Annotated in this window: 26 protein-coding genes; 5 read left to right on the top strand and 21 right to left on the bottom strand. The window is 72.2% G+C overall.

The genetic code is table 11. The annotated features are described in order from the left end of the window. Positions 1-84 precede the first annotated feature (84 nt). From trpA to hisI, 9 genes are all read right to left on the bottom strand, one after another. A complete protein-coding gene (gene trpA, locus ACFWWR_RS19115; RefSeq protein ID WP_383860440.1) occupies positions 85-903 on the bottom strand; it encodes a tryptophan synthase subunit alpha in 819 nt (272 codons plus the stop codon). Further along, positions 900-2,186 (bottom strand): tryptophan synthase subunit beta, encoded by a 1,287-nt coding sequence (trpB, locus tag ACFWWR_RS19110; RefSeq protein WP_383860438.1) that lies wholly within the window; start codon positions 2,184-2,186, stop codon positions 900-902. Before trpB ends, trpA begins: the two co-directional genes overlap by 4 nt. Before the next feature lie 116 nt (positions 2,187-2,302). Beyond that, entirely contained in the window at positions 2,303-2,494 is a 192-nt protein-coding gene (trpM, locus tag ACFWWR_RS19105; protein ID WP_383860435.1) for a tryptophan biosynthesis modulator TrpM, read from the bottom strand. 21 nt (positions 2,495-2,515) lie between these two features. Beyond that, complete coding sequence (trpC, locus tag ACFWWR_RS19100; RefSeq protein ID WP_383860432.1) at positions 2,516-3,325, bottom strand: indole-3-glycerol phosphate synthase TrpC; 810 nt, start codon at positions 3,323-3,325, stop codon at positions 2,516-2,518. 165 nt (positions 3,326-3,490) lie between these two features. Further along, positions 3,491-3,943: a DUF2752 domain-containing protein gene (locus tag ACFWWR_RS19095; protein ID WP_383860429.1), complete on the bottom strand. Its 453-nt coding sequence runs from the start codon at positions 3,941-3,943 to the stop codon at positions 3,491-3,493. Positions 3,944-4,034: 91 nt separating this feature from the next. Further along, complete coding sequence (locus ACFWWR_RS19090) at positions 4,035-4,286, bottom strand: HGxxPAAW family protein (RefSeq protein ID WP_383860426.1); 252 nt, start codon at positions 4,284-4,286, stop codon at positions 4,035-4,037. A gap of 284 nt (positions 4,287-4,570) precedes the next feature. Next, on the bottom strand, positions 4,571-5,212 hold the full coding sequence (locus tag ACFWWR_RS19085) for a TIGR02234 family membrane protein (protein WP_383860423.1): 642 nt from the start codon (positions 5,210-5,212) through the stop codon (positions 4,571-4,573). Between the two features lie 51 nt (positions 5,213-5,263). Beyond that, complete coding sequence (locus ACFWWR_RS19080; protein WP_384304340.1) at positions 5,264-6,742, bottom strand: anthranilate synthase component I; 1,479 nt, start codon at positions 6,740-6,742, stop codon at positions 5,264-5,266. Positions 6,743-6,753: 11 nt separating this feature from the next. Next, the gene (gene hisI, locus ACFWWR_RS19075; protein WP_383860417.1) at positions 6,754-7,152 is read right to left on the bottom strand and encodes a phosphoribosyl-AMP cyclohydrolase; all 399 of its coding nucleotides are present in this window, start codon (positions 7,150-7,152) and stop codon (positions 6,754-6,756) included. A gap of 83 nt (positions 7,153-7,235) precedes the next feature. On the opposite strand from hisI, the gene ACFWWR_RS19070 reads away from it, so the two are divergent. Then, positions 7,236-7,871, top strand: a complete 636-nt coding sequence (locus tag ACFWWR_RS19070) for a TIGR03085 family metal-binding protein (RefSeq protein ID WP_383860414.1) — start codon at positions 7,236-7,238, stop codon at positions 7,869-7,871. Positions 7,872-7,910: 39 nt separating this feature from the next. On the opposite strand, the gene ACFWWR_RS19065 is transcribed toward ACFWWR_RS19070, so the two are convergent. From ACFWWR_RS19065 to hisD, 9 genes are all read right to left on the bottom strand, one after another. Then, the gene (locus ACFWWR_RS19065; protein WP_384304338.1) at positions 7,911-9,161 is read right to left on the bottom strand and encodes an MFS transporter; all 1,251 of its coding nucleotides are present in this window, start codon (positions 9,159-9,161) and stop codon (positions 7,911-7,913) included. 145 nt (positions 9,162-9,306) lie between these two features. After that, complete coding sequence (hisF, locus tag ACFWWR_RS19060; protein WP_383860408.1) at positions 9,307-10,062, bottom strand: imidazole glycerol phosphate synthase subunit HisF; 756 nt, start codon at positions 10,060-10,062, stop codon at positions 9,307-9,309. Further along, positions 10,059-10,457: a RidA family protein gene (locus ACFWWR_RS19055; RefSeq protein WP_383860405.1), complete on the bottom strand. Its 399-nt coding sequence runs from the start codon at positions 10,455-10,457 to the stop codon at positions 10,059-10,061. The genes hisF and ACFWWR_RS19055 overlap by 4 nt, the downstream gene beginning before the upstream one ends. Continuing rightward, on the bottom strand, positions 10,454-11,203 hold the full coding sequence (priA, locus tag ACFWWR_RS19050; RefSeq protein WP_384304335.1) for a bifunctional 1-(5-phosphoribosyl)-5-((5-phosphoribosylamino)methylideneamino)imidazole-4-carboxamide isomerase/phosphoribosylanthranilate isomerase PriA: 750 nt from the start codon (positions 11,201-11,203) through the stop codon (positions 10,454-10,456). The genes ACFWWR_RS19055 and priA overlap by 4 nt, the downstream gene beginning before the upstream one ends. Next, entirely contained in the window at positions 11,203-11,853 is a 651-nt protein-coding gene (gene hisH, locus ACFWWR_RS19045; RefSeq protein WP_383860399.1) for an imidazole glycerol phosphate synthase subunit HisH, read from the bottom strand. The genes priA and hisH overlap by 1 nt, the downstream gene beginning before the upstream one ends. Continuing rightward, positions 11,844-12,008, bottom strand: a complete 165-nt coding sequence (locus ACFWWR_RS19040) for a hypothetical protein (RefSeq protein ID WP_358795182.1) — start codon at positions 12,006-12,008, stop codon at positions 11,844-11,846. The genes hisH and ACFWWR_RS19040 overlap by 10 nt, the downstream gene beginning before the upstream one ends. Beyond that, positions 12,005-12,607, bottom strand: coding sequence for an imidazoleglycerol-phosphate dehydratase HisB (gene hisB, locus ACFWWR_RS19035; protein WP_383860395.1), 603 nt, complete (start codon positions 12,605-12,607; stop codon positions 12,005-12,007). Before hisB ends, ACFWWR_RS19040 begins: the two co-directional genes overlap by 4 nt. Next, positions 12,604-13,713, bottom strand: a complete 1,110-nt coding sequence (locus ACFWWR_RS19030; RefSeq protein WP_384304332.1) for a histidinol-phosphate transaminase — start codon at positions 13,711-13,713, stop codon at positions 12,604-12,606. Before ACFWWR_RS19030 ends, hisB begins: the two co-directional genes overlap by 4 nt. Further along, complete coding sequence (hisD, locus tag ACFWWR_RS19025) at positions 13,710-15,035, bottom strand: histidinol dehydrogenase (protein WP_384304330.1); 1,326 nt, start codon at positions 15,033-15,035, stop codon at positions 13,710-13,712. Before hisD ends, ACFWWR_RS19030 begins: the two co-directional genes overlap by 4 nt. Positions 15,036-15,208: 173 nt before the next feature. On the opposite strand from hisD, the gene ACFWWR_RS19020 reads away from it, so the two are divergent. From ACFWWR_RS19020 to ybaK, 4 genes are all read left to right on the top strand, one after another. Further along, on the top strand, positions 15,209-16,786 hold the full coding sequence (locus tag ACFWWR_RS19020; RefSeq protein WP_384304327.1) for an oxidoreductase: 1,578 nt from the start codon (positions 15,209-15,211) through the stop codon (positions 16,784-16,786). Positions 16,787-16,916: 130 nt separating this feature from the next. Continuing rightward, positions 16,917-17,936 (top strand): hypothetical protein, encoded by a 1,020-nt coding sequence (locus tag ACFWWR_RS19015; RefSeq protein WP_383860383.1) that lies wholly within the window; start codon positions 16,917-16,919, stop codon positions 17,934-17,936. Between the two features lie 11 nt (positions 17,937-17,947). Further along, the gene (locus tag ACFWWR_RS19010; protein WP_383860380.1) at positions 17,948-18,688 is read left to right on the top strand and encodes an LON peptidase substrate-binding domain-containing protein; all 741 of its coding nucleotides are present in this window, start codon (positions 17,948-17,950) and stop codon (positions 18,686-18,688) included. A gap of 36 nt (positions 18,689-18,724) precedes the next feature. Then, complete coding sequence (gene ybaK / locus ACFWWR_RS19005; RefSeq protein ID WP_383860377.1) at positions 18,725-19,228, top strand: Cys-tRNA(Pro) deacylase; 504 nt, start codon at positions 18,725-18,727, stop codon at positions 19,226-19,228. 123 nt (positions 19,229-19,351) lie between these two features. Here ybaK and ACFWWR_RS19000 read toward each other — a convergent pair whose 3' ends face one another. From ACFWWR_RS19000 to ACFWWR_RS18990, 3 genes are all read right to left on the bottom strand, one after another. Beyond that, on the bottom strand, positions 19,352-20,056 hold the full coding sequence (locus tag ACFWWR_RS19000) for an AAA family ATPase (RefSeq protein ID WP_384304325.1): 705 nt from the start codon (positions 20,054-20,056) through the stop codon (positions 19,352-19,354). A 34-nt stretch (positions 20,057-20,090) separates the two neighbouring features. Further along, positions 20,091-20,912 carry an ABC transporter permease gene (locus ACFWWR_RS18995; protein WP_383860372.1) on the bottom strand — a complete coding sequence of 274 codons (822 nt, stop codon included), beginning with the start codon at positions 20,910-20,912 and terminating at the stop codon, positions 20,091-20,093. 94 nt (positions 20,913-21,006) lie between these two features. Continuing rightward, positions 21,007-21,981 carry an ABC transporter ATP-binding protein gene (locus ACFWWR_RS18990; protein ID WP_383860818.1) on the bottom strand — a complete coding sequence of 325 codons (975 nt, stop codon included), beginning with the start codon at positions 21,979-21,981 and terminating at the stop codon, positions 21,007-21,009. Positions 21,982-22,101 lie beyond the last annotated feature (120 nt).

The following is a 22,101-nucleotide window of genomic DNA, read 5'->3' as shown; positions in this document are numbered from 1 at the left end:
GCAGAACGAACCGGGGAGGCGCACCGCGCCTCCCCGGTCCCAGGTCCACCCGTTCGAGTGACCCGTACGAAATGTCCTGCCTTGTTACGCCTTTCCGCGCACGCCCTTCGCGAGTTCACCGGCGAGCGCGCGGACCGCCTCGACGCCGGCCGCGTCGTCGGGCGCGTCCAGCATCCGCTTGACGAAGGCCGAGCCGACGATCACACCGTCGGCGAAGCCGGCGACCTCGGCGGCCTGAGCGGCGTCGGAGACGCCGAGCCCGACGCAGACCGGCAGGTCGGTGCCGGTGGCCCGGGTGCGCTGCACCAGGTCCTGGGCCTGCGCGCCGACCGACGCGCGGGTGCCGGTGACGCCCATCAGCGAGGCGGCGTAGACGAAGCCGCTGCCCGCCGCGGTGATCTTGGCGAGCCGCTGGTCCTTGCTGCTGGGGGCCACCACGAAGACCGTCGCGAGCCCGTGCTTCTCCGCATGCTCCCTCCACAGCGCCGACTCCTGCACGGGCAGGTCGGGCAGGATGCACCCGGCGCCGCCCGCCTCGGCGAGCTCGGCGGTGAAGCGCTCGACGCCGTAGCGGTCGATCGGGTTCCAGTACGTCATCACGAGCACCGGCTTCCCGGTCGCCTCGTGGGCCTCACGGACCGTCCGCATGACGTCCGCGATCTTGACGCCACCACGCAGGGCGATGTCGTCGGCGGTCTGGATGACCGGGCCGTCGAGCACGGGGTCGCTGTGCGGCAGACCGACCTCGACGATGTCCGCGCCGCCGTCGAAGACGGCCTTGATCGCCTCGATGCCGCCGTCCACGGTCGGGAACCCGGCCGGGAGGTAGGCGATGAGGGCCGAGCGTCCCTCCGCCTTGGTGGCGGCGAGGGTGTCGGACAGCAGTTGGATGTTCCCGCTCACTTGGCGTCCCCCTCGATCTCGGCGGTGTCGGCGTCCTGGTCGGCCGCGACCTCGGCGTCGGTGTCGTACAGGTCGAAGTAGCGGGCGGCCGTGTCCATGTCCTTGTCGCCGCGGCCGGACAGGTTGATCACGATCAGCCCGTCCCTGCCGAGCTCCTTGCCGACCTCCAGCGCACCGGCCAGCGCGTGGGCGCTCTCGATGGCCGGGATGATGCCCTCGGTCCGCGACAGCAGGCGCAGGGCCTGCATCGCCGCGTCGTCGGTGACCGCGCGGTACTCGCCGCGGCCGCTGTCCTTGAGGTAGGCGTGCTCGGGGCCGATGCCGGGGTAGTCGAGTCCGGCCGAGATCGAGTACGGCTCGGTGATCTGGCCCTCCTCGTCCTGGAGGACGTACGACCGCGAACCGTGCAGGATGCCGGGCTCGCCGGCCGTCAGGGTCGCCGCGTGCTCGCCGGTCTCCACGCCGTGCCCGGCGGGCTCGCAGCCGATGAGGCGTACGTCCGCGTCCGGGATGAAGGCGTGGAACAGGCCGATGGCGTTGGAGCCGCCGCCGACGCAGGCGACGGCGGCGTCGGGCAGACGTCCGGCGCGCTCCAGGATCTGGCGGCGGGCCTCGACGCCGATCACCCGGTGGAAGTCGCGCACCATGGCCGGGAAGGGGTGCGGCCCGGCCACGGTCCCGAACAGGTAGTGGGTGCGGTCGACGTTGGCGACCCAGTCGCGGAACGCCTCGTTGATCGCGTCCTTCAGCGTGCGGCTGCCGGACTTCACGGCGATGACCTCGGCGCCGAGCATGCGCATCCGGGCCACGTTGAGGGCCTGGCGCCGGGTGTCGATCTCACCCATGTAGATGGTGCACTCGAGCCCGAACAGCGCGCAGGCGGTGGCGGTCGCGACACCGTGCTGGCCGGCACCGGTCTCGGCGATGACGCGGGTCTTGCCCATCCGCTTGGTGAGCAGCGCCTGGCCGAGCACGTTGTTGATCTTGTGGGAGCCGGTGTGGTTGAGGTCCTCGCGCTTGAGGAACACCCGGGCGCCACCGGCGTGTTCGGCGAACCGCGGCACCTCGGTGAGGGAGCTGGGCCGGCCGGTGTAGTGGACGAGGAGGTCGTCGAGTTCGCGGGCGAACTCGGGGTCGCCCTTCGCCTTCTCGTACTCGACGGCGACCTCGTCCACGGCGGCGACGAGCGCCTCCGGGATGAACTTGCCGCCGAACGCGCCGAAGTAGCCTTCGGCGCTGGGGATCCGACCCTCGGGGTCGGGGATGAAGAACTCGCTGGGCATGCTGGAACCTCACGGTGAGTGTGGTGGACAGACACTGATCGCCGTGGGGGCGGGGTTTCGTCAGTCGGCCGCGGGCCGACTGTGGCTTGTCGCGCGCACGCGGCGGAGCCGCATGTTCAGAACTGCCCCACGCCCCTGACGGGGCGCTGCCATCGCATGCCGTTCACCTGGCCCGGTTCGTCACCGATGACGTACCGCACCCGACGCCCGTGCACCCTGCGTGCGGGCGCGCGGCAGCCCCGGGGCCGACAGCCGCGCGCCAGGCGGGCGTACCGGTCCGGGGTCGTCAGGGTGATCGGGAGCGTCATCGGGGTCAGTTTAGCGAGCCGTCAGCCCCGGCCGTGCCGGAGTGCGGGATGCTCGCCCGCCGCGACCAGATCGGCGACCGCCGTCTTGGGGTCCTTGCCGGTCACCAGGGACTCGCCCACCAGGACCGCGTCGGCACCGGCGTTGGCGTACGCGATGAGGTCGTGCGGGCCGCGGATGCCGGACTCGGCGATCTTGACGAGGTTGTCCGGGATCTCGGGAGCCAGCCGCTCGAAGGTCGTGCGGTCGACCTCCAGCGTCTTCAGGTTGCGCGCGTTGACGCCGATCACCTTGGCGCCCGCGTCCACCGCGCGCTCCACCTCGTCCTCGTCGTGGACCTCGACGATCGGGGTGAGCCCGATGGACTCGGCGCGCTCGATGAGGGACTCGAGGGCCGGCTGGTCCAGGGCGGCCACGATGAGCAGCGCGAGGTCGGCGCCGTAGGCCCGGGCCTCCCACAGCTGGTACGAGGTGACGATGAAGTCCTTGCGCAGCAGGGGGATGTCCACGCGCCCGCGGACCGCTTCGAGGTCGGCCAGCGAGCCGCCGAAGCGGCGCTCCTCGGTCAGTACGGAGATGACGGCGGCGCCGCCCGCCTCGTAGTCCGCGGCAAGGCCTGCCGGATCGGCGATCGCGGCCAGCGCGCCCTTGGACGGGCTGGAGCGCTTGACCTCACAGATGACCTTGACGCCGTCGCCCCGCAGTGCGGCGAGCCCGTCCTTGGCCGCGGGAGCCTTCGCCGCGCGCTCCTTGAGCTCGTCGAGGCTGACGCGCGCCTGCCGTTCCGCGAGGTCGGCACGGACTCCGTCGATGATCTCGTCGAGCACACTCACGCGAGCGGCCCCCTTCCAGACGGTTGACTGTTCAAGCGGTTGAGCTTCTGCCACCGGACCGGCCCATGAGACGAAACCAGTGGTCACCTCGATGGTATCCGCAGGAGGGCGTAGGCCTCACATCCGGTTGACGCCGGTCCCACTACCTGGACCTTCGTGAATTGATCAAGGATGTAGCCAGCCACCGAACGGCAGGTTCCGGACAACAGTGAAGACCAGCACCAACGCACCGAGGCTCCACAGCTGCACCGGCCCGAGAACGATCCTCGCCGGCCGTCCGCGCAGCGCACGGACCACCCAGACGGTCCACACCACCGCGAAGGCGAAGTACCCGACGACGGCCAGGGCGTTGTCGCCGAGCGCCGCGACGAAGTCCCCGTGGATGAAGGCGTGCGCACTGCGCAGACCGCCGCAGCCAGGGCAGTAGATGCCGGTGAGGCGCAGCAGCGGGCAGACGGGGTAGTGGCCGGGCTGGTTGGGGTCCACGGTGCCCACGTACGCGAAGGCCCCGACGACCGCCGCGAGCACTCCCGCCGGCACGGCCAGCCGGCCCAGCACGCCCTCGTCGGCGGCGTCGGGGGGCGATGTCGTCGGGGTGCTCCGGCTGTCGGCGTCCACGCTCGCATTGTGCCCTGTACGGCCCCCTGGACGCGCGTGAGGGGCGGCCCCGGCATCACGCCGGGCCGCCCCTCCACGAAGTCGTACGCGATCAGCCCTCGACGCGCGCGGGCTCGCGCTCGTCCGCGACCTTGTGCTCCGGGTGGGTCTGCTTCGGCTGGCCCAGTCCCATCTTCCGCATGATCCAGCCGACCACGCCACCGAGGACCACGATCACCATGCCGCCCCAGAAGCCCGCCGGCTCGGCCAGCACCATGAAGGCGCCGGCGACGGTGAAACCGATGAAGGCGATGATGACACCGGTCCAGGCGGCCGGGGTGTGACCGTGGCTGCTGCCCGCCATGACTTGCTCCTCGTTGCTGTGTACGTGTCTGAGCCGGACGCTCATGGTCCATTGTTCCGCACGCACGCGTGCCGGGTGTCCCGGGGTCGTCCCTTGCGCGTCGGGGGCCGATGGGGCGCCGGCCGTGGCCTGTCTGCCGAAGAACCGGCACCTGGCGAGAAGCGTGGGCCGCACCCCCAGGGGCGCGGGGAACTGCGCGACCAGCCCCCACACACCAGCACCCGGCACATCACCGAGCCCCCACCCCCGTAGCCGCCGCGACCGCGGCACGCACCGCCGGAGGCCTACGCGCCGGTCGGATCCTCGCCCCGGTCGAGGGCCTTCCAGATGTCCTCGGGACGGTCGGGGTCGACGGCGGGCGCCTGGCGGCGCGGGCGGGGAGTGCCGGAACGCTCGTAGCGGCCGGACATCGCGGGCCACCGGCGTCCGTAGCGCAGGGCGAGCAGGCCGGCCAGGAGGAGCAGGGCACCGCCGACGGCCGCGACGTACGGCCAGGCGGTGTGGGAGAGCGCGTCGACGGTGGCCGAGGTGTCGCCGGAGGCCTTCGCGGCCTGCTCGTCGAGCGCGGAGCTGTCGTCGACGCCGAGGAGGGCCGCCGCGATGGTACCGGCGCCGGAGAGCGCGAGCAGGGCGGCGACCAGGAAGCGGCCGGCCCGGCGGACGGCGAAGACGGCGACGAGCGCGGCGAGGCCCACTATGGCCAGGGACGCGGGCACGCCCGTCACGTCGCTGCCCGTGGCGGTCAGCGGGAAGCTGCCGCCGGCCACGGTCGCGGTGCCCTGCGACCACTGCTGGCGGGTCGCGAGCAACACCACGGCCGCGCCGAGCGCCCCGCTGAGCAGGGCGACGGCAAGACTCCGGCGGCCGGCCCGGGCGGGTCCTGCGGCATCGGAACGGGGGTGAGGTACGGGAGTCACGTACTCCACTATCGCCTGAACCCCGGGCGAACCGTCACCCGGGGTTCAGTGATAAGCGCCCTATTTGACGAGCCGGTTGGCCGTGTGGACCGCGCGCAGCACCGCCGCGGCCTTGTTGCGGCACTCCTGGTCCTCGGCGACCGGGTCGGAGTCCGCGACGATGCCGGCGCCCGCCTGGACGTATGCCGTGCCGCCCCGCAGCAGGGCCGTGCGGATGGCGATGGCGGTGTCGGAGTCGCCGGCGAAGTCCAGGTAGCCCACGCAGCCGCCGTACAGGCCGCGCCGGGACGGTTCCAGTTCGTCGATGATCTGCATGGCGCGGGGCTTGGGGGCTCCGGAGAGGGTGCCCGCCGGGAAGCAGGCCGTCAGGACGTCGAAGGCCGTGCGGCCCGCGGCGACCTTGCCGGTGACCGTCGAGACGATGTGCATGACGTGCGAGTACCGCTCGACGGACATGAAGTCGACGACCTCGACCGAGCCCGGCTCGCAGACTCGTCCGAGGTCGTTGCGCCCCAGGTCGACCAGCATGAGGTGCTCGGCGCGCTCCTTCGGGTCGGCGAGCAGCTCCTCGGCGAGGGCCTGGTCCTCCTGCGGGGTGGCCCCGCGGTGCCGGGTGCCGGCGATGGGGTGGACCATGGCCTGCCCGTCCTCGACCTTGACGAGGGCCTCGGGGGACGAGCCGACGACGTCGAAATCGTCGAAGCGGAACAGGTACATGTACGGGGAGGGGTTCGTCGCCCGCAGCACCCGGTACACGTCCAACGCGCTTGCCGTGCACGGTGTTTCGAAGCGCTGCGACGGTACGACCTGGAAGGCCTCGCCCGCGCGGATGCGCTCCTTGACGTCCTCGACGGCCTCCTGGAAGTCGGGGCCGCCCCACAGGGCCGTGTACTCGGGGAGTTCGGAGGGGGGCAGGACGGCCGGGGGCTGGGCGACCGCCCGCGACAGGTCCGCCTCCATGGCGTCCAGGCGGGCCACCGCGTCCGCGTGTGCCTCGTCGACGCCGGTGTCGAGGTCGTTGTGGTTGATCGCGTTGGCGATCAGCAGGACCGAGCCCTCCCAGTGGTCCATCACGGCGAGGTCGCTGGTGAGGAGCATGGTCAGCTCGGGCAGTCGGAGGTCGTCGCGCTCGCCGGGGCCGATCTTCTCCAGGCGGCGCACGATGTCGTAGCCGAGGTAGCCGACCATGCCGCCGGTGAAGGGCGGCAGGCCCTCCTGGTGGGGGGTGTGCAGGGCCTCGATGGTGGCGCGCAGGGCGACGAGCGGGTCACCGTCGGCCGGGACGCCGACGGGCGGGGTGCCGAGCCAGTGCGCCTGCCCGTCGCGCGCGGTGAGCGTCGCCGCGGACCGGACGCCGACGAACGAGTAACGGGACCACGAGCGGCCGTTCTCCGCGGACTCCAGCAGGAAGGTGCCGGGGCGCTCGGCGGCGAGCTTGCGGTAGAGCGCGACCGGGGTGTCGCCGTCGGCGAGGAGCTTGCGGGTGACGGGGATGACGCGGCGGTCGGTGGCCAGCTTGCGGAACGTCTCGAGGTCCATGGCGGCTGACCCTACTGATCCGCGGCCGGTACGCCGGAACCGGCGTCCTTGACCAGCACGTCGGCGTCGAAGCAGGTGCGCGCGCCGGTGTGGCAGGCGGCGCCGACCTGGTCGACCTTGACCAGCACGGTGTCCGCGTCGCAGTCCAGGGCCACGGACCTGACCCACTGGAAGTGGCCGGAGGTGTCGCCCTTGACCCAGTACTCCCGGCGGCTGCGCGACCAGTAGGTGCAGCGGCCTGTGGTGAGCGTGCGGTGCAGCGCCTCGTCGTCCATCCAGCCGAGCATCAGCACCTCCCCGGTGTCGTACTGCTGGGCGATGGCGGGCAGGAGTCCGTCGGCGCTGCGCTTGAGACGCGCGGCGATCTCGGGGTCGAGCCGGCTGGGCTGGCGGGGCGTGCTGCTGGTCATGGTGCCATTGTGCCGCCCGCCACTGACAGTCACCGTGGGGTGTCCACTGTGCGGACCGGCGGGACGGCCGTAGGCTGACTGCCATGTCGACTTTCGCCAAGCGTGAACGACTTCTCCTGGCCGACCTGTTGGAGGCCGCGGGCCCTGAGGCCCCGACCTTGTGCGAGGGCTGGCTGACCCGTGACCTGGCCGCGCACGTGGTGGTGCGCGAGCGCCGCCCCGACGCCGCCGGCGGCATACTGATCAAGCAACTCGAGCCACGCCTGGAGAAGGTGATGGACGAGTTCTCGGCCAAGCCGTACGAGGAACTGATCCAGCTGATCCGGACCGGCCCGCCCCGGTTCTCGCCCTTCTCTCTCAAGCAGATCGACGAGGCGTCCAACACCATCGAGTTCTACGTCCACACCGAGGACGTCCGCCGCGCCCAGCCCGACTGGTCACCGCGCGAGCTCGACAAGGTCTTCCAGGACGCCCTGTGGTCCCGCCTGGAGCGCACCGCCCGCCTGATGGGCCGCGGCGTCGCGACGGGCCTGGTGCTGCGCCGCCCGGACGGCCAGACCGCCGTCGCCCACCGCGGCACCCCGGTCGTGACGGTGACCGGCGAGCCGTCGGAGCTGCTGCTGTTCCTCTACGGCCGCCAGGACGCGGTCCACGTCGAGCTGGACGGCGACAAGGAGGCGATCGACAAGCTGCACGGGTCGAAGCAGCTCGGTATCTGAAGTCCCGCTCAGCGGGGCAGTTGCGCGCGCCTGTCCCGTTCAGCGGGGCAGTTGCGCGCGCCGCAGGTCCCGGACGCACAGCGCGACGACCCCGCCGAGCCCGCAGACCACGGCGCTGACGACGAAGACCGGGCCGGTCCCCCAGGCGCCGACGGCCGCGGCGGACAGTGGCATGCTCAGCGGGGCGAAGCCGAGGCTCACCAGGCCGGAGACGGCGGTGACGCGGCCCAGGTAGGCGGGGTCGGCCTGGGTCTGCAGCAGGGCGCCGCACATGACGCCGCTGAGCCCGGCGAGCAGCCCGATGAGCAGGGCCACCCCGACCGCCGCGAGGACGCCCGGGACGAAGGCGAGGGCGCCGATGGCGACCGAGCCCGCGAGGATGGCGTACGCAGCGACCTGCCCGGCGTGCGGCAGGCGTCCGCGCACGGTCAGCAGCAGGGAGGCGGCGCCCGCCCCGGTCCCGAACCCGGCGAGGACCCAGCCCACGCCGGAGGCACCCCAGCCACGCTCGTCCGCGAGCAGGGTGAGGCCCACGTTCAGCGGGCCGACGAAGCCGAGGTCACCGAGGGCGATGGCCAGCATCAACGGGGCCAGCACGCGGTGGCGGCGTATGTAGCACAGTCCGGCCACCAGGTCGCGCCAGGCGGTGTCGCCGTGGGCGGCCGCCTTGTCGTCCGGGCCCAGTTCCCGCAGCCGTACGCAGAGGAGCAGCGGCACCGACACCGCGATCAGCAGGCCCGCCAGAGCGAAGGCCGCCGCCGCACCGCCCGCCGCCACCGCCAGGCCGCCGAGCGGGGCGCCGACGATGCTGGCGAGGCGGATCGCGAGGCCCCGCATGCCCTGCACGCGCGCGAGCTGGTCGCGGCTCGTCACGCGCGCGGGGAGGGCACCCACGGCGGGCATGAAGACGGCGTCGACGGTGCCGAAGACGAGGGCGAGCAGGGCCAGCGGCCACAGTCCGGGGCTGGTGAGGAACAGCAGGGCGGCCACCGCGAGCCCGGCCGCGCAGCGCACCGCGTCACTGCCGATGACGACCCTGCGCGGCCCGAACCGGTCGGCGATCACTCCCCCGCCCAGCATCAGCAGGGCCCGCGGCACCGCGCTCACCGCCATGACCACTCCGGCCTGGGAGGGCGTCCCGGCCTGCACGGCAGCCCAGGACAGGGCGATGTAGTACACGCTGTCGCCGACCATCGAGAAGGTGTAGGCGGCGAGCCAGCGCAGGACGTTGCCGTCCCGGTGGGCCGGTCTGCCGGTGACGGCGGCCGGGGCGGTGAGTGAGGCGCTCACGGTGGGTGCCTTTCGGACGCGGAACGGGAAGGCGTACAGGGGCGGGGCGACGTGCTCGCGACAGGTCCTTCTTCAGCTCCGCTTCGGTCCGGCCAAGAAGAAAGCCCCGGCGGCCTCGAAAGGCAGCCGGGGCTCGAGCCGAACGTCACCTCACCGGGTGCCCCGACTCCCGCAGTGCGTCCTTCACCTGTCCGATGCGCAGATCGCCGAAGTGGAAGACGGACGCCGCGAGCACCGCGTCCGCGCCCGCCGCGACGGCCGGCGCGAAGTCGGCCAGCTTGCCCGCGCCGCCGGAGGCGATCACCGGAACCGTCACGTGCTTGCGGACGGCGGCGATCATCTCCAGGTCGTACCCGTCCTTCGTCCCGTCCGCGTCCATCGAGTTGAGCAGGATCTCCCCCGCGCCCAGCTCGGCGGCCCGGTGCGCCCACTCGACGGCGTCGATGCCGGTGCCCTTGCGACCGCCGTGGGTGGTGACCTCGAAGGAGCCCGACTCGGTGCGCCGCGCGTCCACCGACAGCACCAGCACCTGCCGGCCGAAACGCTCGGCGATCTCGCGGATGAGGTCGGGACGGGCGATCGCGGCCGTGTTGACGCCCACCTTGTCCGCGCCCGCCCGCAGCAGCTTGTCCACGTCCTCGGCCGCACGGACGCCGCCGCCGACCGTCAGCGGGATGAACACCTGCTCGGCGGTGCGGCGCACCACGTCGTACGTCGTCTCGCGGTTGCCCGACGAGGCGGTGATGTCCAGGAACGTCAGCTCGTCGGCGCCCTCGGCGTCGTACACCTTCGCCATCTCGACGGGGTCGCCCGCGTCGCGCAGGTTCTGGAAGTTGACGCCCTTGACGACCCGGCCGTTGTCCACGTCCAGGCAGGGGATGACTCGGACCGCCAGGGTCATGACTTGTCTGCTCCTCGGTACGCCTCCACCTCGACCTCGACCACCAGGCCGGGGTCCACGAAGCCGGAGACGATGATCATGGATGCGGCGGGCCGGACGGAGTCGAACAGCTCCTTGTGAGCCCGACCGACGTCGTCCACGTCCCGGGCGTGGGTGAGGTACATGCGCGTACGCACGACGTCCTCGCGGCCGAGACCCAGCTGCCCCAGCGCCTCGAACGCGACGTCGAAGGCGTTGACCGTCTGCTCGTACGGGTCGCCTCCGGCGATCTGGCCGTCCACGACGGACGTGCAGCCGGAGACCAGTACCAGGCCGTTCGGGAGCTCCACCGCCCGGGAGTACCCGAAGGTCTCCTCCCAGGGCGCGCCGGTCGTCACGCGTCGCAGATCGCTCACTGAGCCACCGCCTCCAGGGCCTCTTCGAGGGTGAACGCCTTCGCGTACAGGGCCTTCCCGACGATGGCGCCCTCGACACCGAGGGGTACCAGCTCGGCGATGGCCCGCAGGTCGTCCAGCGACGACACGCCACCGGAGGCCACGACGGGCCGGTCGGTCGCCGCGCACACGTTGCGCAGCAGCTCCAGGTTGGGGCCCTGCAGCGTGCCGTCCTTGGCGATGTCCGTCACCACGTACCGCGCGCAGCCCTCCTTGTCGAGGCGCTCCAGCGTCTCGTAGAGGTCGCCCCCGTCACTGGTCCAGCCGCGTCCGCGCAGGGTCGTGCCGCGTACGTCGAGCCCGACCGCGATCTTGTCGCCGTGCTCGGCGATGACCTTGGCGACCCACTCGGGGGTCTCCAGGGCGGCCGTGCCGAGATTGACCCGGGTGCAGCCGGTGGCCAGCGCGGCGGCGAGGGCGGCGTCGTCGCGGATGCCGCCGGAGAGCTCCACCTTGACGTGCATGCTCTTCATGCGCTCGGCGACCTCGCCGATCACGGCCCGGTTGTCGCCGGTGCCGAACGCCGCGTCCAGGTCGACCAGGTGCAGCCACTCGGCGCCCGAGCGCTGCCAGGCGAGGGCGGCCTCCAGCGGGGAGCCGTACGAGGTCTCCGAGCCGGACTCGCCGTGCACGAGCCGGACCGCCTGGCCGTCACGGACGTCGACGGCGGGGAGGAGTTCGAGCCGTCCTGAGGGGTTCGAAGACATCAGAGGGTTCCGATCCAGTTGGTCAGCAGCTGCGCTCCGGCGTCGCCGGACTTCTCGGGGTGGAACTGCGTGGCCCACAGGGCGCCGTTCTCCACGGCGGCCACGAAGGGCTTGCCGTGGGTCGACCAGGTGACCTTGGGGGCGCGGATCGCCGCGTTGTGCGTCTCCAGGCTCCAGTCGTGGACGGCGTAGGAGTGCACGAAGTAGAAGCGCGCGTCCGCGTCCAGCCCGGCGAAGAGCTGCGAGTCGGCCGGCGCGTCGACGGTGTTCCAGCCCATGTGGGGCACGATCTCGGCCTGCAGCGGCTCGACCGAGCCGGGCCACTCGTCGAGGCCCTCGCTCTCCACGCCGTGCTCGATACCCCGCGCGAAGAGGATCTGCATGCCGACGCAGATGCCCATCACGGGGCGCCCGCCGGACAGCCGGCGGTCGACGATCCAGTCGCCGCGTGCTTCCTTCAGGCCCTTCATGCAGGCGGCGAAGGCGCCGACGCCCGGCACCAGCAGGCCGTCCGCGTTCATGGCCCTGTCGTAGTCGCGCGTTATCTCGACGTCCGCTCCCGCGCGCGCGAGGGCACGCTCGGCGGAACGGACGTTGCCGAAGCCGTAGTCGAAGACGACCACTTTCTTCGATCCGGTGCTCAATTCCACACCTCCAGCCTCATGACGCCCGCGACGAGGCACATCGCAGCGCCGATCGAGAGCAGCACGATGAGGCTCTTCGGCATCTGCTGCTTGACGAAGGAGTAGATCCCGCCGGCCAGGAAGAGGCCGACGACGATCAGGAGGGTCGACAGGCCGGTCACAGCGCGCCCTTCGTGGACGGGAGGATGCCGGCCGCGCGCGGGTCGCGCTCGGACGCGTACCGCAGCGCCCGGGCCAGTGCCTTGAACTGGCACTCCACGATGTGGTGGGCGTTGCGTCCGTAGGGCACGTGCACGTGCAGGGCGATCTGCGCCTGGGCGACGAAGGACTCCAGGATGTGCCGGGTCATCGTGGTGTCGTACTCGCCGATCATCGGCGCCATCTTCTCGGGCTCGGTGTGCACGAGGTAGGGGCGGCCGGACAGGTCGACGGTGACCTGGGCGAGGGACTCGTCCAGCGGGACCGTGCAGTTGCCGAAGCGGTAGATGCCCACCTTGTCGCCGAGCGCCTGCTTGAAGGCGGCGCCCAGCGCGAGGGCGCTGTCCTCGATGGTGTGGTGCGAGTCGATGTGCAGGTCGCCCTCGGTCTTCACGGTCAGGTCGAACAGACCGTGCCGGCCGAGCTGGTCGAGCATGTGGTCGTAGAAACCGACCCCTGTCGACACATCGACCTTGCCGGACCCGTCGAGATCGATCTCGACGAGGACCGAGGTCTCCTTCGTCACCCGCTCGACCCTTCCAACACGCCCATCGCGAGTCATGCGCACTGCTCCTTCTTCAGTTCACGGACCGCGTCGAGGAACGCGTCGTTCTCTTCGGGGGTTCCGGCGGTCACCCGCAGCCAGCCGGGCACGCCGTTGTCCCGGACCAGGACGCCCCGGTCGAGGATCTTCCGCCACACCGCGTGGGCGTCGTCGAACCGCCCGAACTGCACGAAGTTGGCGTCCGACGCCGTCACCTCGTAGCCGATCGCCAGCAGTTCGGAGACCAGCCGGTCCCGCTCGGCCTTCAGCTGCTCGACGTAGCCGAGCAGGGTGTCGGTGTGTTCCAGGGCGGCCAGCGCGGTCGCCTGCGTGATCGCCGACAGGTGGTACGGCAGCCGTACGAGCTGGACGGCGTCCACGACCGCCGGGTGCGCGGCGAGATAGCCGAGGCGCAGGCCCGCCGCGCCGAAGGCCTTGGACATCGTCCGCGAGACGACGAGGTGGGGCCGGCCCTCGATGAGCGGCAGCAGCGAGGCGCCGTGGCTGAACTCGATGTACGCCTCGTCGATCACGACCATCGAGGGCCCCGCTGCCTGGGCGGCCTCGTACAGCGCGAGGACCGTCTCCGGCGGGACCGCGGTGCCGGTGGGGTTGTTGGGGGTCGTGACGAAGACGACGTCCGGCCGGTGCTCGGCGACCGCCTTCTCGGCGGCGGCGAGGTCGATCGTGAAGTCCTCGTTGCGGGGGCCGGAGATCCAGCCCGTGCCGGTGCCGCGCGCGATGAGGCCGTGCATCGAGTACGACGGCTCGAAGCCGATCGCCGTACGGCCCGGTCCGCCGAAGGTCTGCAGCAGTTGCTGGATGACCTCGTTGGAGCCGTTGGCGGCCCAGAGGTTGGCCGGGCCGACCTCGTGGCCGGCGGTGTCGGTGAGGTACTTGGCGAGCTGCGTGCGCAGCTCCACCGCGTCCCGGTCCGGATAGCGGTTGAGGTTCCGGGCCGCCTCGCGCACCCGCTCGGCGATCCGCTCGACCAGCGGTTCGGGCAGCGGGTAGGGGTTCTCGTTGGTGTTCAGCCGTACCGGGACGTCCAACTGGGGGGCGCCATAAGGGGACTTGCCGCGCAGCTCGTCCCGTACGGGGAGATCGTCGATTCCAAAACTCACTTGCTCGTCGGTACCTTCCATCCGAACCGCGCCTTGATCGCCGCGCCGTGCGCGGGCAGGTCCTCCGCCTCCGCGAGCGTCACCACGTGGTGCGCCACGTCGGCCAGCGCGTCCTTCGTGTAGTCGACGATGTGGATGCCGCGCAGGAAGGACTGGACGGACAGGCCCGAGGAGTGGCAGGCGCAGCCGCCGGTGGGCAGGACGTGGTTGGACCCGGCCGCGTAGTCGCCGAGCGAGACCGGCGCCCAGGGGCCGATGAAGATCGCGCCGGCGTTCCTGACGCGTTCGGCGACTTCCGAGGCCTGAGCGGTCTGGATCTCCAGGTGCTCGGCGCCGTACGCGTCGACGACCCGAAGTCCCTCCTCGACACCGTCGACGAGAACGATCGCGGACTGCCTGCCGGCGAGGGCCGGCACGATCCGGTCCTCGATGTGCTTGCTGGCCGCGACCTGCGGCTCCAGCTCCTTCGCCACCGCGTCCGCGAGCTCCACGGAGTCGGTGACCAGCACGGCTGCGGCCAGCGGGTCGTGCTCGGCCTGGCTGATCAGGTCGGAGGCGACGTGCACCGGGTCGGCGGTGTCGTCCGCGAGGATCGCGATCTCGGTCGGACCGGCCTCGGCGTCGATGCCGATCTTGCCGGTGAAGTAGCGCTTGGCGGCGGCGACCCAGATGTTGCCGGGGCCGGTGACCATGTTGGCGGGCGGGCAGGACTCGGTGCCGTACGCGAACATCGCGACGGCGGTCGCACCGCCGGCCGCGTACACCTCGTCGACGCCGAGCAGCGCGCACGCGGCGAGGATCGTCGGGTGCGGCAGCCCGTCGAACTCGGCCTGCGCGGGGGAGGCGAGGGCGATCGACTCGACGCCGGCCTCCTGCGCGGGCACCACGTTCATGATCACGGAGGACGGGTAGACGGACCGCCCGCCGGGCGCGTAGAGACCGACGCGATCGACCGGCACCCACTTCTCGGTGACCGAACCACCGGGTACGACCTGCGTCGTGTGCGTCGTACGGCGCTGCTCGCGGTGGACGAGACGGGCGCGGCGGATGGACTCCTCCAGGGCCGCGCGCACGGCCGGGTCCAGCTCCGCGAGGGCCAGGGTCAGCGCCTCGGCCGGAACCCGTACGGACTCCAGGCGTACTCCGTCGAACTTCTCGGCGAAGTCGATCAGCGCCGCGTCACCCCGATGATGCACGGCCTCGCAGATCGGACGCACCTTCTCCAGGGCGGCCGAGACGTCGAAGTCCGCTCGGGGCAGCAGGTCGCGCAGGGCGGGGCCCTCGGGAAGGGCGTCGCCGCGCAGATCGATTCGGGAGATCACGTCGTCAATTCTCTCAGACCGGGATCGGGCGTCGTTCGCGCGTATCAATGGCTGATACAGGTCCCGGGCGGAACCCGGAAGATCCCGTTCACGTCTGGTGTTCCGGGCGTCACTCAACGGGCATGACCGGTTGTACGAAACCACGAAGAGCTACTGGGGAGGAAGGAAGCCTGGTGACCGAGGGGGCCGGCATCCGGGACGGAGACCTGCCGGAGGATCTGACCGCCGCCGAGGCGGGGATGTGGCAGGCGTTCCGCAACGGCAGTGTGTACGACCTGAGCAGCGGCGACACCGTCGTCGACGATCCGCACGGCGGGCACCCCTGGGGGCCCGAGCGGACCGTGCGGGCGCGGATCGTGTGCTGGCTGCTCCTGGACGGACCGCCCGCGCTCGCGGGCCGTGTGTCGTCACTGAAGCTCGTCGGGGTGCAGATCAGCGACAGCCTGGACCTCGCGGGCGGCACGGTGGTGCCTTACGTCGAGATGCGCGGCTGCCGGTTCGAGCGGGACGTCCTGCTGCCGGAGGCCCACTTCACGACCGTACGCATGGTGGACTGCTCGGTGCCGCGCCTGGAGGCGGCCCGGGTGCACACCGAGGGCGACCTGCATCTGCCGCGCTGCCGCTTCCAGAACGGCATCCGGCTCACCGACGCGCAGATCGGTACGGATCTGCTGCTCAACCAGGCGATCGTCTATCGCGACCGCAGCGGTCGCTCGATCGCCGCGGACGGCCTGACCGTCGGCCAGGACCTCCAGGCCGAGATGCTGGAGTCGCACGGCGAGCTGACCCTGCGCAGCGCGAAGATCGGCGTCTCGCTGAGCCTGCGCGGCGCCCGGCTGGCCAACCCCTACTCGCGGCTCGCCCTGAACGCCCCCCAGCTGACCGTGGAGCGCTCGCTGTACCTGACCCCGGCGGGCGTCGGCAGCACCCTGCTCAGCGGCACGACGCCCGCGCGCGGGACGCGCATCCAGCGGTTCGAATGCCAGGGCGGGCTGCGCCTCGACGACGGGCGGTTCGGGGACGCGGTCGACCTGGAGCGGGCCCGGTTCACCTTCACCGACGAGCAGGAGCTGTCGCTGCGCCGCGTGCAGACGCCCGAGCTGCGCTTCCTCGGGGAGCGGCCGACGCGGGGCACGGTCGTGCTGTCGGGGGCGCGGGTCGTCAACCTGATGGACCGGGCGGACGCGTGGCCGGGCCCGGGCCGGCTGCACATGGGCGGGTTCAGCTACGAGAACCTGGTGCCGCGCGGCCCGTTCCCGCTGAACGAACGGCTGGAGTGGCTGGCGGCGGCGACCGCCGAGTACAACCCGGAGCCGTACGAACGGCTCGCCGCCGTACTGCGGACCGGCGGCGAGGACGAGGACGCCCGGGAGGTGCTGCTGGCCAAGCAGCGCCGCCGCCGCGAGAGCCTGCCGGTCGCCGCCAAGCTGTGGGGGTACGTGCAGGACTGGGCGGTCGCCTACGGGTACCGGCCGGGCCGGGCCGCCGTGTGGATGGCGGTGCTGTGGGCGGCGAGTTCGGTGGCCTTCGCGCACGCCGACCATCCACCGATCAGGCGCGGCGAGCACCCGCCGTGGGACCCCGCCCTGTTCGCCCTCGACCTGCTGCTGCCGGTGATCGACCTGGGCCAGGCCGGGTTCTGGCAGCTGCGGGGCGGCTGGCAGTGGCTCGCCGCCGCGATCATCCTGCTGGGCTGGATTCTGGCGACGACGGTGGCGGCGGGGGCCACACGGCTGCTGCGGCGCAGCTAGAGGGGCTCGTGTGGCTGATGGTGCAGAAGTTGTTGAACGGGCAACCTTTTACCTGTCCTTGACCGTAGCGCGTACAACTTTCCGCGAGTTGCCCGTTCGCACTGGCGCTCCCTTGACCAGCGGACCTTCAATGGTCGGCACCATGGCTCTGCTGCCCCCCTTCATCCGCTCGTCCCGGACGCCCCGGGAGCCCTCGCGCCTCGGCCCGCCGCCCGCCGACGACGAGGTCCTCCTCGACGCGCCCGACGACCGGCTCGGTCCCGCACTCGTCGCGGCCGCGCGGGGTGAGTACGAGCCCGCCGCCCACCTGCTCACCGCCACCCGCATCGGCGCCGACTGGGAGAACCGCGATCGCTACGCGCGAAGACTCGCCGCCTTCGCCGGCTCCCGCGGCGAGTGGTACGAGGACTGGCGCACAGCCGCGCCCACCGATCCCGACGCACTGCTGATCGGCGCCCAACTCGTGCTGGATCGCGCCTGGCAGTCACCGGCGCGGGCCGAACTCCTGCGCCAGGCCACCCCCCTGATCACGGCCGCCGCGCACGGCGACGACCGGGACCCGGTGCCGTGGCGGATCGCGCTGGACCACGCGCGCGGCGCGAACGCCGGGCACAAGTACTTCGAGCAGCTGTGGGAGGCGGCGGTCCGCCGTGCCCCGCACCACTACGGCTGCCATGTGGCCGCCCTGCGCTACCTCGCCGCCTCCTGGCACGGCTCCCACCACGCGTGCTTCGACTTCGCCGACCTGGCCGCGCAGGACGCTCCGGCCGACTTCCTCGTCCAGGCGCTGCCGGCCCGGGCGGCCTTCTCCTACCTGACCGACGGCTGCGGCCCCGAGGTCCCGGTCGAGCGGCTGGACGCGGCGGTGGACCGGGCGATCGCGCTCTCGGCCCGGTTCCCGGCGGCCGACCCCTGGCCGGCCGAGGTACGGAACAAGCTGATGTACCTGCTGGTACGGCTGGAGCGCTGGACGGACGCCGAGGAGCAACTGCGCCTGATCGGCCCGTACGTCACCTCCTTCCCCTGGGACCGGTTCTCGGACGATCCGCTCGTCCGGTTCCTGGAGATCCGCGAGGAGGTCCGCCGGAACACGGCTGCCCGCCATCCACGGAGTGAGCACGGCGGACGCGTCCGCTCGGGCGACCATTAGGCTTTTGCGTCGTGACCACCGTCCGGCTTCCGCTCTTCCCGCTGAACTCCGTACTGTTCCCGGGGCTCGTGCTTCCACTGAACATTTTCGAGGAGCGCTATCGCGCCATGATGCGCGAGTTGGTGAAGACGCCCGAGGACGAACCGCGCCGGTTCGCCGTGGTGGCGATCCGCGACGGCCACGAGGTGGCGACGACCGCACCCGGCATGCCGGACCAGACGGCCGTGGCCGAGCACGGTGCCGCGGCCGGCTTCGGCGACGACCCGGTCAAGGCGTTCCACGGGTTCGGCTGCATCGCGGACGCCGCGACCATCCGGGAGGGGGCCGACGGCACCTTCGAGGTACTGGCTACGGGCACGACCCGGGTACGGCTGCTGTCGGTCGACGCCTCGGGTCCGTTCCTCACGGCGGAGCTGGAGGAGCTGCCCGAGGACCCGGGCGAGGAGGCGGGGGCGCTGGCGGAGGGCGTGCTGCGGGCCTTCCGCCAGTACCAGAAGCGCCTCGCCGGCGCCCGCGAGCGATCCCTGTCCACCGGCGCGGACCTGCCGGACGAACCGTCGGTGGTCTCCTACCTCGTGGCCGCCGCGATGATGCTGGACGTCCCGACCAAGCAGCGCCTGCTCCAGGCCCCGGACACCGCGTCCCGGCTGCGCGACGAACTGAAACTCCTGCGCGCGGAGACGGCGATCATCCGTAATCTGCCGTCCTTGCCCGCGGCGGAACTGACCCGCGGCCCGACGAGTCTCAACTGACGTACGACCTCTGGGGAACAGGCGGAATCAGGCCGCATGGCGAAGAAGGCGAAGAAGCAGCAGCAGGCGGGCGGCACGCCGGCGACGGTGGCCCTGACGGCCGCGGGAGTGCCGTACACGGTCCACTCCTACGACCACGACCCCGCCCACCCGTCGTACGGCGAGGAGGCGGCCGAGGCGATGGGTGTCTCACCGGAGCGGGTCTTCAAGACGCTGGTCGCGGACGTCGACGGCACCCTGACCGTCGCCGTCGTTCCGGTGGCCGGCCAGCTGGACCTCAAGGCACTGGCGGCGGCGGTCGGCGGCAAGCGCGCCGCGATGGCCGACCCCGCACTCGCGGAACGCACCACGGGCTATGTCCGCGGCGGCATCTCCCCGCTCGGTCAGCGCAAGAAGCTCGCCACGGTCCTGGACGAGTCGGCCTCCGCCCACCCGACGATCTGCGTCTCGGCGGGCCGCCGCGGCCTGGAGGTCGAACTTTCCCCCGACGACCTGGCCCAGCTCACCGCAGCGGTGGTGGCTTCCATCGGGCGTGCGTGACCCCTCGACGCGGGCCGGTTCCCCGGTCACGCACGAGGGACGTGTCGAAGCGAACGCGCAACGCGGGTGGCGCACCCCGAAGGGCCGCTCGGATCACGGCCAGGCTGTCCGCCCGGCCGCTCGTCACGCCTGCGGGGTCCCGTAGCCGTCCTTGGGAACCGGGCCCTGCTGGTGGACGTACGGGTCCGGGTCCCGGGGTCCGAACAGCGCCGTCAGCCCCAGATGCACCACGAGCGCGGCCAGCGACCAGGCCATCAGGGCCCCCTTCGCGCCCAGCCTCAGCGGCGCCGAGAACGTGACCCCCTTGCCCACGTCCTTGGCATGCGCGATGACGTCATGGGTGGGCCCCAGCCACACCCCGAGCCGCCACGCCAGCAGTGACCCGAGCAGCCCGCCGACGGTGAGCGCCACGACCAGCGGCACTCCGCCGCGCCTGCGCACCAGGAACACGGCGAACGCGCTCACCGCGCCGAAGGCCAACGCCAGCAGAGTGAACGTTCCATCGACACCGACGGCCTGCTCGCCCTCGGTGTCCTGGAGGAAGACGACCCAGTTCCCCTGCTCGTCCAGCCCGCCGACCAGCGGCACGTGCGGCGCCAGCCACCACCACAGCACCCCGAGCAGCACCCCGCCGAGCGCCACCGCCACCGTGACGACGCCGGCCTCCCGCACTTCGGTCTTCATCCCGGGACCGTCCTGTCCGTACGAACCGTGCGCGCCGTACGGGGCGTCCGGCGCGGGGGCCGCGTACCCGGGAGGCACGGACTGCCACGCGCTGTGCGAGGAGTGTTCGTGGGGCGGCGGAGGAGGAGTCAACGGTGCGGTCACCCTGACATCGTGCCAGGCCCGCCTGTGCGGCGCGTCATCGGACGGCCGCCCGGCGGTAGGCCCAGGTGGCGACGGCCAGCGAGACCACGCCGACCCCGGCGCACACGGCGAGATCACCGAGCACGAACGCCCAGTCGGGGTTCGGCTCGAAGGTCCGGGCGAAGGCCTCGACGCCGTACGTCGACGGCAGCAGGTCCCGCGCGAACCGCACGGCCTCCGGCATCCGGTCCGCCGGCAGGACCCCGAGCAGCAGCGCCGCGGACATGCCCAGCTGCCCCAGCAGTGTGGCCAGTTCCGGACGCGGCGCGAGCAGTCCGAGCGCGGCCCCGAGCCCGGCGAGCGCGGCACCCGCGAGCGGGATGACGGCCAGCAGCACCCACAGGTGCGCGAGCGGCAACCCGAACAGCACGCAACCGAAGACCGCGGTGACCACGGTCCCCGGCACGGTGAAGGACGCGTACGCGCCCGCCGCCCCGAGCACCACGGCCGCCGGCGGCACGGGAAGTGTCGCGTAGTGGTCGAGCCCGCCGCTGGCGCGCAGCTGGCCGAAGTACTGGGCCAGCAGGTTCAGTGCGACGAAGGCGACGACGAGCACTGACGACCCGGCGACCACGGCCTGCGCCTCGCCCCCGCCGTCCACGACCCCCCGCATCAGGACCATGATCCCGACAGACTGGAAGGTCGCGACGAACAGCAGCGGGATCCGCGCCACCCGCGCGCGGGACAGCTGTGCCCGGTACACGGCCGCGAGCGCCGGCCACAGCCGTGCGCGCGGTCCTAGCTCGGCCGCTTCCCGGACCGTCTCCTCCACGGCCAGGACGCTGCCCGGCAGAACCTCGGCGGGTACGACACTCACGTCGCGCGGCTCCCCTCTCTCGGTTTCACTCCGGCAGTCGTCGTGTTCCGTACGGATGCGGCGGTCACGGTACTCACGCCCGTGGTCGGTCGGCTCACGCCTTCACCAGCCCCTGTCGTGCGGCGCCGCCGAGCGCCAGGTACACGTCCTCCAGGCTCGGCGTGGTCAGTGTGAAGTCGTCCAGCGCGGCGAACGCGGCCCCGCCGGTGACCGTGGCGACCACCGTACGGGCCTCCTCCGGGGCGAGCCGCAGCGTCCAGCGGCGTCCGGACTCCTCGGCCCGGTCCCGCAGCGCGGCCACCTCGGGGACGTGCAGCGGGGCGGACTCGCGCCACACCAGGTCGACCCGCACCTCGCCGGCGACCTGCTCCTTGAGACCGGTGGGGGTGTCGCAGGCGATCACCCGTCCCCGGTCGAGTACGGCGACCCGGTCGAGGACCGTCTCCGCCTCGATGACGTTGTGCGTGACGAGCAGGACGGTCGTGCCGTGCTCGGCCCGGCGCCGGTCAACGGCGGACCACACCGCGCGCCGCGCCACGGGGTCCATGCCGCTGGTGGGCTCGTCGAGGACGAGCAACGGCCGCGCCCCGACCAGCGCGGCGGCGAAGCAGGCGAGCCGGCGCTGTCCGCCGGAGAGTTTCCTGAGCGGCCGCCCGGCGAGCGGGGTGAGCCCCAGCTCGTCGAGTACGGCGTCCCGCTCGGCCCGTGCCTGGGCCGCCTCCAGCCCGCGCAGCCGTCCGGTGGTCTCGGCGGCGAGCGACACGGTCAGGTCGTCCAGGGCGGTGGACTCCTGCCCGAGGTAGGCGAGGATCCGCGACGCCCGCTCGGGATGGCGCACGATGTCGTGGCCGAGGATCTCGACGCTGCCGCGGTCGGGCCGCATCAGCCCGGTCAGCTGCCGTACGAGGGTGGTCTTCCCGGCACCGTTCGGCCCGAGGAGCCCGAAGATCTCGCCGCGCCTGATCTCCAGCCGTACGTCGTCGGTGGCCTTCACCTCGGGCGTCGCGGGAACGCCGCGCCGGCCCCGGGCCGCCGGATAGGTCTTCGTCAGCCCGCGCACCGCGCACACGACATCGTCACCGTGCCGAAGTGCCTGTGCCGCGCGCGTACTCACAAGGGACGAGACTACGGGGTCCGCGAGCCCGCTTTGCTCCCGGGTCGGCCCGTTACGGCACTTGGTGCGGAAAAG

Source organism: Streptomyces sp. NPDC058678 (assembly GCF_042714835.1).
Taxonomy (GTDB): Bacteria; Actinomycetota; Actinomycetes; order Streptomycetales; family Streptomycetaceae; genus Streptomyces.
This window is presented reverse-complemented; position numbering and strand designations above follow the sequence as displayed.